Source organism: Loktanella sp. DJP18 (assembly GCF_049310965.1).
Classification (GTDB): Bacteria; Pseudomonadota; Alphaproteobacteria; order Rhodobacterales; family Rhodobacteraceae; genus Loktanella.
In genome coordinates this window covers 1-9,677 of record NZ_JBMERN010000130.1, presented here as the reverse complement: position 1 = coordinate 9,677, position 9,677 = coordinate 1, and the positions used below count along the sequence as shown (strand labels likewise).

5 protein-coding genes are annotated in these 9,677 nt (G+C 58.8%); 2 read left to right on the top strand and 3 right to left on the bottom strand.

The annotated features are described in order from the left end of the window. Positions 1-174 precede the first annotated feature (174 nt). On the top strand, positions 175-1,206 hold the full coding sequence (locus tag ACOI1H_RS21280) for a chemotaxis protein CheB (protein ID WP_422439993.1): 1,032 nt from the start codon (positions 175-177) through the stop codon (positions 1,204-1,206). Positions 1,207-1,244: 38 nt separating this feature from the next. Here the strand turns inward: ACOI1H_RS21280 and ACOI1H_RS21275 are convergent, their stop codons facing one another. Both ACOI1H_RS21275 and ACOI1H_RS21270 read right to left on the bottom strand, forming a co-directional pair. Next, positions 1,245-1,613, bottom strand: coding sequence for a response regulator (locus ACOI1H_RS21275; RefSeq protein ID WP_422439991.1), 369 nt, complete (start codon positions 1,611-1,613; stop codon positions 1,245-1,247). Next, entirely contained in the window at positions 1,570-5,256 is a 3,687-nt protein-coding gene (locus ACOI1H_RS21270) for a chemotaxis protein CheB (RefSeq protein WP_422439989.1), read from the bottom strand. The genes ACOI1H_RS21275 and ACOI1H_RS21270 overlap by 44 nt, the downstream gene beginning before the upstream one ends. Positions 5,257-6,442: 1,186 nt before the next feature. On the opposite strand from ACOI1H_RS21270, the gene ACOI1H_RS21265 reads away from it, so the two are divergent. Further along, positions 6,443-8,317, top strand: a complete 1,875-nt coding sequence (locus ACOI1H_RS21265; protein WP_422439987.1) for a PAS domain-containing sensor histidine kinase — start codon at positions 6,443-6,445, stop codon at positions 8,315-8,317. 132 nt (positions 8,318-8,449) lie between these two features. Here the strand turns inward: ACOI1H_RS21265 and ACOI1H_RS21260 are convergent, their stop codons facing one another. Then, on the bottom strand, positions 8,450-9,466 hold the full coding sequence (locus ACOI1H_RS21260; RefSeq protein WP_422439986.1) for a hemerythrin domain-containing protein: 1,017 nt from the start codon (positions 9,464-9,466) through the stop codon (positions 8,450-8,452). Positions 9,467-9,677: the final 211 nt, after the last annotated feature.

Sequence of the window (9,677 nt, the reverse complement as noted above, 5' to 3'; positions counted from 1 at the left end):
AGGCCGCCGCCCATGTCGTTGATCTGTGCGCCGAAGACGTGTTCGATCCGGACACGCATGGTGGTTGTGCGATCTGCCTACCGCAGCCCGGAACGCAACCGCGCTGTTGAACCTTCCTCGCCATACGGCGTTGGTATCCGATCCCCGAGATCAGCCCCTATCCCAAAGGTTATCATGGCTCGTTCCTCTATCATCGTCATAGGCGCTTCGGCGGGCGGAGTGGTTGCATTGCGATCCTTGGTTGCCGCGCTGCCGGATACATTTTCCGCTCCTGTTCTCGTCGTCCTACATATCGGCGCGTATCGAAGCGAGTTGCCGGCACTTTTGAACACGGCTGGGCCGGTCCCGGCCAAACATGCCGAGGACGGCGAAACCATCCTTCCCGGTCATATCTATGTAGCGCCGCCGGATCGCCACCTGATCGTCGCAGACGGACGGTTGCGCCTTTTGCGTGGCCCGAAGGAAAACTGCGCGCGACCGGCCATCGACCCGTTGTTCCGGAGCGTGGCTGAAACCTATGGTTCGGGTGCCGTGGGCGTGATCCTGACAGGCAACCTGAGCGATGGTACGCTGGGCTTGTTCGAGATCAAGCGACGCGGCGGTGTTGCCATTAGCCAGGACCCAAACGATGCCGCCTATCCAGAAATGCCGACGAGTGCTGCCGAGCACGTCGCGCTCGATTACTGCCTGCCACTCGCGGAAATACCGGAACTTCTCATTGAGCTGGTCGACCAAAAGTGCGGAAAGGAATTGCCCATGCCGAAAACCTCGTCTCAACGGGAAAGACAAGCGCCCGAAATCATCGACAGCCAGACTTTCGAGCGGCCGCTGACGGTCACCTGCCCGGACTGCGGCGGCGCACTAAAGAAGTTCAAGGTCGGTTCGATCGTCAAATTCACCTGCCACATCGGCCACAGCTATACCGCAGAGAACATGGCTGCGGCGCAGTTCGAGGAAATGGAGAAAGTCATGCGCGCTGCGGTCCGGTTTCTCAACGAGCGCGCCGAATTCTGCCTCCAGATGGCTGAACACGGCGATGACGGCGAGCCGGATGCTTCCAATGCATGGCACGCGGCCAGCAAACAGGCGATGGATCGGGCCTACAAACTCCGCGACCTCGTGGAGCAGGACTGGCTCACGCCGGAGATCTCTCGCCAGCTTGCCTCGGCCCGTGACGGCCGTGACCAGACCAGGTCTCGCGGATAAATCGCTCGATCCCGCTCACGTTTGGCAGGATTGCCTTATCAAGGCGATTCGCGAAATACCCGTGCAATGGTACGTTCCAGGTCTTCTTGCGCGTATGGCTTCTGCAACGCCGGGAAATGACGATACCCGTCCACCAGGCCCTCGGGCCCGTTTCCCGATGCGAAGGCAAAAGGTATGCCGCGCTCACGAAGAATATCGGCGACGGGAAAAGATTGCTTCCCGACCAGGTTGATATCGAGAACTGCGAAATCGATGTCGCTTTCGCGGGCAAGCTCCATCGCCTTGTCGATACGCGTGGCTTGGCCGACGACCTCGTGCCCGAGGTCGTTCAGCATGTCCTCCAGATTCATCGCAATCAGGACTTCATCCTCGACGATCAGAACCCGTTTCGCCGTCTGTCCGGTCAATTCGTTTACCCTTTTCCTGACCGTCGGGCATTGGAGCATCGATCGTGCAGACAACGCCGGAGGTGTCATAGACAACGTCCACCTTACCGCCCAGTTCCGTCGCCAGGACCTTCTGGACGAGTACCGAGCCGAAACCCTTACGTGTCGGCGGGACGACAGGCGGACCGCCACTTTCCAACCACCGCAAGGAGAGCCGTCGATCGGCGCCGTCACCGATAAGCTGCCAGCGGATGTCGACCTGGCCGTCCTCGGTTGCAAGCGCGCCGTATTTCGCGGCGTTCGTTGCCAGTTCGTGCATCGCCATTGCAATCGAGAGCGCGGCATTTGGCGCCAGCCACAGGTGTGGACCTTCAATCTGAAAGCGGTTCGATCCTCCCCAAAGAGGTTCGACCGTCTCCGAGACGATATTCCGCAGATCCGCACCGCCCCAGTTTTCACGGGTCAGCACGTCGTGCGATTTACCAAGCGCGATCAGACGCGACCCGAACGTTGCGCGTGCTTCTTCCATCGACGTGGCGCTTTTGAGCGTCTGCGACGCGATGGCCTGCACCGTCGCCATGACGTTCTTGATGCGGTGATTGAGCTCGCCGACCAGGACTTCCCGATGCTCATCGAAACGCTTGCGCTCGGTGACGTCTTCGATGGCAATCAGGATCAGGTCGTCAAGGTCACCTTCTTGCCGCAACTTGCACGCAGTGAGCAGCATTGATCGTCGCCCGGTCAGATGGAATTCCTGCTCGACCTCGAAATCGTGGATGTCTTCATCCTCCGAATGTACCTTGTCCAGAAGGGCCCGGAGCGGCGGGTCGTTCCACTCGCCGCTTCCAAGCTCAAAGATAATCTGCCCTTTGGGTTCTTCGTCAAAAATAGCGAACAGTTCGCGGAAGGCCTTATTGGCGGTCTGGACGCGCAAGTTGTGGTCCAGAACCAGCAGGGGATGCTGGACTGTCCGCACTATGGTTTCGGAATAGGCGCGGGCACGGTCGATCGCATCGGCGTCGCGCTTGCGCTCGGTGATGTCGCTGAATGTGACGACGACGCCTGCGATCCGGTTGTCCTGCGTCCGATAAGGAAGCACGCGGCGCACATACCAGCGGCCCGCATCGCTTTGCACCTCCGCCTCGATCGGGGACAGTTTTCTGAGCACCGTTTCCACATCCTGCAACAGGTTCTTGTCGGCAAACTTCTGCGCAAAATGGAAAATTGGCCGACCGATGTCCGACTCGACAAAATCGAATAGCTCCCTGGTGGCGGGGGCAAACCACTTGATGCGAGATTTTTCGTCAAGGAACAGCGTCGCCGTCTCTGACCCGGCCAGCAGATTGTTGAGGTCGTCGGTCGTGTGTTCCAGCTCGCCGATCTTGTGCTGGAGTTGGCCATTGACGGTGTTCAGTTCTTCGTTGAACGACTGCAATTCCTCTTTCGAGGCCTCAAGTTCCTCGTTGGTGGATTGAAGCTCCTCGTTCATCGAGATGGCTTCTTCGTTCGCCGCCTTCAGTTCCTCGTTGGTGGTCTCCTGATATTCTATGGTGTTTTGCAGTTCGGTGCGGGTCTCCCTCAGTTCCTCCTGAAGGGCAAGTTCGCCAGACGATGCGTCGCCCGGATCCTCACGCGGGGGCGACGGGGTGGGATCGGACTGCGGCACCGCCGGCACGAAACTCACCAACAGGACGCCTCCCTGCGGTGACGCGGGCAGCGGCATGACCGTCATCGCGACGGATCGGGCGGTCTCGCTCTCGCGGATGCGGGAGTTGACCGTCACGCTTCTGTTCTCTTTCGACGCTTCGCGTATCGCAGCCCGCAATCTGGCCGCCAACCCGTCACGGACCATGGCCAACAAGTCCCTTGTCGGCTCGCCGGACGGATTCTCAAGATAATCCCGTGTAGCGCCGTGGAAATAGAGGACACGCCCGCTCTGGTCGATCAGCACCGATGCCGGGGCATAGTGCTCCAGCAAAGCGCGGCGGGCCATTTCGGCAGCCGAAGTGGATGGCTCAAGGCGTGGGGACGATGAGCTTTCGTTCGTGCGCGGTTCCGATCTGTCGCGCGACGGTGAAGCCTCGATCAGGTCATGCCGGGTCGATCCCAACCGGCGATAGAGGCGCCATTTCTTCGACACCGTTTCGAACAGGTCCTCGTGCTTTCCGATCGTCTCTGCGTTGCCGAGAAAAAGATGTCCGCCCTGTCGCAGCGCGAAATGACAAAGCGCGATGATCCTCTGCTGCGCGTCCGGTTCCAGATAGATCAGGAAATTGCGGCAGGACAACAGGTCCAGCCGCGAAAACGGCGGATCGCGCAACAGGTTGTGCGGCGCGAACACCACCATGTCGCGCAACTCCCTGCTGACTTGATAAGAGCCGTCGCGCTTTTCGAAGAAGCGCGTCAGACGCGGCGCCGGAAAGCCGGTCATGGCGGCGGCCGGGTAAATGCCATCGCGCGCCTTGCGCAAATTTATCTCCTGGGCATCGGTCGCGAACACTTTCAGATCAAATTGTTTTCCCGCCGCCTCGGCATGCTCGGTCACCAGCATGGCAAGGGAATAGGCTTCCTCGCCCGTCGAGCAGGCCGTCGTCCAGACCCGGATCGAAGCGCCCGTCTCACGCTCCGTAACCATTGGCGCAATCACCAGTTCGGCCAGGGCCTTCCACGCGTCGGCGTCGCGGAAAAACCCTGTGACGCTGATCATCAGATCACCGACGAGCGTGGCGACTTCATCGGAACTGGTGCGCAGCTCGTCCATATATTCGTCCAGTGTTTCGATGTTTCTCAGACCGAGACGACGGTGAACGCGCCGCCTCAGTGTCGATTGTTTGTAGCCGCGGAAATCGTGCCCGCCCCGAGCACGCAAGAGTTCCAGAAGCTGGCCGAGCGTCGCCTGACCGTCCGGGGAGGTAACCTCGATTTCGGCGGGGGCTGCGACGTAGCCATGGCGCCTGAAGGCCATCAGAGTTTCGGGCATCTTTTCGATGGCAAGCACGTGATCTGCCATGTCCGCCGAAATCGCGCTCCTAGGCATGCCGTCGAATTTTGCGGTCTCGGGCGACTGCACCAGGCTCATGCCGCCTTCCGCCCTGATATCTCTAAGCCCCTCGGTCCCGTTGCGCCCGGTCCCGGAGAGCACGATGGCGATCGCCCGCTCGTGCTGGTCCGCAGCGAGCGACGAGAACAGCACATCGACGGGGTGACGCTGGCCGCGAGGGTCCGTCGGCTTGGACACGTGCAGCCCGCCATCACTGACCTTCAGATCGGTGTCGGGCGCGATCACATAGACATGGTTCGCAGCGAGCCGCATGCCGTCCTCGACCTGAATGACCGGCATCGTCGTGTGGACACTCAGGATGTGGGCCAGTTCGCTTTCGCGCTTCGGATCGAGATGCAGCACAACCACGAATGCACAGCCGCTGTCAGTTGGCATCACTTCGAAGAAGATGCTCAACGCCTCGATGCCGCCCGCCGACGCGCCGATGCCGACAACCGGAACAGCAGCGACATCGGGCGTGGCTCCGTCAGTGGCGGTCAGGAGCCGCTCACTCCTACCCGGCCGGAGAGCAGCGTCACGACCGCTCGTATTCGTGTTCCGGGTCGGCTTCGCCGTTGATTTGCGCCCGGAGCGATTGCCTCCTCCTTGCGATTCATCCGCCATACTCACACAACCTTCGCGCTTGAATCGGATATCAAAGAAAGGCTACTCCGCAACTTCAGACACCGCCTGGCCGCAATGCACTGAAGGCTCCATATCGCAACGTTACACAGCTTCCCCCCCACTGACAACCAAACTAAAAAGTTCTCGCTGATGCAAAAGGTCCGCGAGACGCTCAAGAAGAAGTCGGCTTCAATTTCAAGAGAGGTAGTTCATCGCATTCTGGATCACCACCGGTTCCGGCCGCGCTGGTCCGGCGGGGCGGTTCACCGATCCATCCGGCCCGGACGCGTCCCGAGACAGGCTGCGCTTGCTCTTGCAGCGTTGCACGACGCAGAAACAGCGCAAGGGTGCCGGATTGGCCGCCGTGAGATAACGTCGGATTTCTGGAGACGTCGGCCTGCGCTTACTGGCTGGCTACTGATGTTTCGTGTGGTGCGGTATCAGCCTGACGTATCGCGTACTTTCGAAATTCGTTTGCGCCAGCACTGGTTTGCAGATGTGTCCTTAGACTAAGACTGTGATCATAGGGTGGCGTGGTGCGTTCAGCGCAGATCAGCGGGTCAAACGCATTATCGATCATTCGAGGAAACTGGCTAAAATGTGCTGCAGGTTCATGAGGTCAACTGCCGTCCGAATTCGGCAGCAAGGTTAGACAACAGTGTCGTTCTCGCCTGTAGTTTCGGGATAACAGGGACGTTGAAGACTTCGAGCAAAGCGATAGACTCTACATCTGCTCCGGTGTGAAATATAAAACGCACCCCCTTCGCCTGCAGGGCAAGTGCAACCGCGATCGAAGTTTCATGGCCGAGGTTCACGTCCAACACGGCCCCGCTCAAGGGTAATGGCCGATCATATTGGTCAATGGCGCAGAGCGCTTAGGCAACGCAATAACACGGACCAATGACTTCAGCGCCTGCATCCTCAAGTGTCGTGGCAATATCCAGAGCGAACAGGGGTTCGTCCTCAACGACAAGGATTGTAAAGCCCACAAAGGGCATGATATCGAACGGCATGTCGAAAACTGTCTTTCAAATGCGGTTATCTGCACGACGCCGCTGTTGTGTTTCAACGCACCGGGACGATGATGATTACCGTAAAGAGGCGATAAACTGTCGGGCGGTCCGCGGGTTACAGGTTGAGTTGCAGCCTTCTGGCCAGGTTCAGCTTTTTAAATCAACTCCGACCCATGCTGGATGACGATCGCGCCCAAAGGGACGCCATTTTACTCAATCGCATGATCCTGCGCAGCATTGTGGATCATGCTGTCATCACGCTTGACATGGACTGTAAAGTTACGAGCTGGAATGAAGGCGCTGAGAGCATCCTGGGCTGGACCGAGGAAGAGGCAATCGGCCAATCCGGAGACCTCTTCTTCACGCCGGAAGATGTGGCACGGGATCGTCCAGAAGTCGAAATGCGCACCGCTCTGCGGGAAGGCCGTGCGGATGATGAACGCTGGCACATGCGAAAGGATGGCTCGCGCTTCTGGGCCAGCGGTCTCATGATGCCACTTCTGACGGACGGCGACGCGACAGAACCTGCCACGGATGGCACCAACATCAATGGCTTCGTCAAGATTTTCCGCGACCGCACTTTTCAGGAAAAAGCCCGCCGCCGCATCGCCTTGCTTGAGCAGCGGTCGACCCTGGCCATGAAGCGGGCAGGGACCGTCGGAATCATCGAATTTGATGCCCTTGACGACAGCGTTGTGGCCGACAGCGTCGCAGCTGAATTGCACGGTATCCCGGGTCAAGACGCCGATACCGCACTGCCCACCTCCCGATTCTTCGGGTGTATTCATCCCGATGATTTGCCGCTTGTGCAGTCCGCCTTGGAGGCATCCGTCAGGGACGGGGACGATTTTGATATCGTCTATCGAACGCTTTCGCATGCGCCGCAACCCAACTGGGTTCATGCGCAGGCAACCATAGATAGTGATGCCGCGAAACGCATCACAAAGTTGTCCGGCATAATCGTCGACATCACGGACCAACGTGCTGCGGCTCATATGCAGGATATGCAGCTGTCGTTTCTCGACGATGTGCGTGACATGATGCAGCCAGACGACATTGTATCACTTGCACTTCAGACGATCGCAAAAACGCTCCATGTTTCCCGTGTTGGTCACGGCCACATCGAGGCAACCGATGTGATCAATATCAAGGCTGACTGGAACGTGGAAGGCGGCACCAGCCTTGTCGGACGCCAGCACTATAGCACATTTGGCAATATGTTTCACACGCTGAAGGACGGCGAAACCGTTTTGATTGCAGATACACAGGACGATGCGCAGATCGACGATCCGTCAGTGCTCGCCGGAATTCAGGTCCGCTCGCTGGTATGTTTGCCGCTCATGGAACTCGGCCGCCTACGTGCGGTCCTCTTCGTCAACGACATCGGGCCGCGGCACTGGAGCGAGGCAGAATGCCGGTTCATGCGCGCGATCTTTGATCGGACCTATGCCGCCATCGACCGCCTGCGCTTCGAAACCGAGCGCAATCTGATGGCAGCGGAACTCACGCACCGCATGAAAAACATGTTGACGATGGCGCAGGTCGTGGTCACCCAGACACTGCGCGGGACCAACGATATCGCCATAGCGCGCAGTGCGATTACCGCGCGATTGCGTGCGCTGAGCGAGGCACAAGATGTACTGACGCGGGTGGACAACCGGGACGCTGCGATCTCGGAGGTCGTAGCCTCCGCCTTGAAGCCTCACTTGGGTGCGGGCGACCGGATCACAATCTCGGGTCCGTATGTTGTGCTGAATGCCCAGCAGGTTCTGGGGCTCGCACTCGGATTGCACGAACTTGCCACGAACGCGTTGAAGTATGGGGCACTGTCCAACGAGGCTGGCCACGTCGATATCTGGTGGACGTTTAACGAAGGCACGTTCTCGTTCTTGTGGTCCGAGATTGGTGGCCCGCCGGTTTCGGCCCCCGTGGCAGGCGGGTTCGGATCAAGGATCCTGAACCAGGTTGTGGGCGGCTATTTCGAAGGGACGACCGAAGTGACCTATGACGCACAGGGTATTCGGTTTGTGCTGACTGGCACGTGCTGAGCAGCGTTCTGCCTGGCCTGAAATGGGGACGCTGCAATTTGCAACGTTGCTTTGCCTAAAGATAGAACGTTGAGATGTGCGTCGCCGCTATTACACTGAACAACGGCGACACATGAGTGCACTTTGTCTGTGTTAAGCCACTTCGCTCAAACGACTATCAAGTGGACCCAACGCCTGCTTTGAGGTGTGCTGAACGATTTTGAGCACAGTCGCATTGCCCTCTATCCAAGTCTGCAGCGCATTGGTAACAAACTCTTGCTGCGAGGTGGCGACCTGCTGAAGCGTCCTGCATTGCATCATCTGCTGGGCTGCCTCGGCATTTGTACGCGTCGTCTTGCCAAACCAGTCCATCCACGCCGAGTAGATTTCCGTTGCAGCCCCGGTGGTGATGGCGGACGACGCTCTGACCGCCTGCAGGTCATCACTGACTTTCTGCGATGCCTCGCTGTAGACAGTCATAGCCTCTTGGGTGTCAGATACCGCCGTTTGGGCCTGCTCCGATATTGTTGCGGTCACCGCGCGTGAAACGTCCTTCGCAGCAGCCGCACCCCGTGCCACCGTATCAACAGTTTGTTCGACAGCTTTGCGGGCGGTGCGTTCCGCCGCCTTCTCAGACCGGACTGCGGCGCGGTCTGCCGCTGCAGCCTGCTCAGTTTCCTCGGCCCGACGTTTGGCATCTGCAACTTCTGCTCGCTTCGCGTCACGCGTCGCCTTTTCGGCCTCAGAAACGGCATCGTCGATATTGGCCGCCGAGGCCCCGGCCTCTTCGTCGCTGAGCGCCTTTAGGACTGCAGGGAGAAGCTCCTTGCGCTCGTTGCGAACGTACTGCTGGAAGCTCTTGTTCAGGGTATCCAGTTCGGCGAGAAACGCATCGTTGTCCTTGGGCATAGCGGACAGTTTCACCAATGCCGCACCGAGTTCCTTGTTCGCCTTCACGGAATCAGCAGCCAGGCCCTTGGTGTCGGCATGCTTGCGGAGCAGCGGCAGAAAATGTTGCTCCTCGAACGTAATATAGTGAGTGAGTTCATCGCTGAGCTGCGCGAACAAACCTTCACGTGTTTTCAACGCCTGGTTTGATGTTGCGGAAAGTTTTGTAATCAGCTCGGCTGTCTTGCCCGGGGCTGCCTGGATCGTCTGACGGAGAGTCATAGGGTATTCCTTTTATCCCTCACGGGAACGTTGCTATGCCAGGAAAATCCTGACATCGAGGCTGCCAGTCATCCGACACCGGCAGCTCCAGAGAGTCTTCCCATTATCCGGCGGGAGGTCGCCGCATGTCCATTGCTGCACTGCAATATAGGCGCAGATCGGAGCGCTATAAGAGCATACGCACTACAACAAGCGCGATACCGCCGAGCAC

Excerpts from the sequence above, each read along its gene's own strand:
- ACOI1H_RS21280 (WP_422439993.1), top strand. The coding sequence starts at position 175 with ATGGCTCGTTCCTCTATCATCGTCATAGGCGCTTCGGCGGGCGGAGTG.
- ACOI1H_RS21265 (WP_422439987.1), top strand. The coding sequence starts at position 6,443 with ATGCTGGATGACGATCGCGCCCAAAGGGACGCCATTTTACTCAATCGC.
- ACOI1H_RS21270 (WP_422439989.1), bottom strand. The coding sequence starts at position 5,256 with ATGGCGGATGAATCGCAAGGAGGAGGCAATCGCTCCGGGCGCAAATCA.
- ACOI1H_RS21260 (WP_422439986.1), bottom strand. The coding sequence starts at position 9,466 with ATGACTCTCCGTCAGACGATCCAGGCAGCCCCGGGCAAGACAGCCGAG.